1 protein-coding gene is annotated in these 488 nt (G+C 75.0%); it reads right to left on the bottom strand.

The window, feature by feature from the left end:
- Positions 1-488 (bottom strand): DUF3488 domain-containing protein (locus JHD63_RS22835; protein ID WP_198973097.1); only part of this gene is annotated, 488 nt, incomplete at both ends.

Raw genomic sequence — 488 nt, 5'->3', positions numbered from 1 at the left:
GGTGTAGCTCTCGGCCCGGTAGCGCAGCAACTGGCTGACCGGCCGGACGCCCAGCCACTGCAGCTCGGGCGTCAGGTAGGCCGCGGGCGCGCCCTCGGGCTTCTGCGGCGCGGCGTCCAGCACCAGGAGCCAGGGGTGGCCGCTGGGCTCGAGCGTGACTTCGTAGCGCACCGGTGGGCCGGCCACCCGCAAAGCGGCGGCTGGCTGCATGCGCGGGGCTTCTTCGCCGAAGCTGTGCGGCAGCGCGCGCCATTCGCGGCCGTCGAAGCGCGAGAGCACCGGGCCGCGGAAATACAGGTCCTGCTGCGGCGGCGCGGCGCCGCCCGGCGAGTCGAAGCGCACGCGCAGCGCCACTGCGTCGTCGAGCGCGATTTGCGCGATGCTGCCGACCCGCATCTCGGCCGACAGCCCGCTGCGGCCGCGCGACGGGTCGCCGGGCACACCCCAGAGCGGCGCCATGCGCGGGAAGAGCAGGAACAGCGCTGCCA

Source organism: Xylophilus sp. ASV27 (assembly GCF_016428875.1).
In the GTDB taxonomy this organism is placed as follows: Bacteria; Pseudomonadota; Gammaproteobacteria; order Burkholderiales; family Burkholderiaceae_C; genus Xylophilus.
The sequence above is the reverse complement of the archived record's forward strand: the minus strand, read 5'-3'. Positions and strand labels throughout refer to the sequence as shown.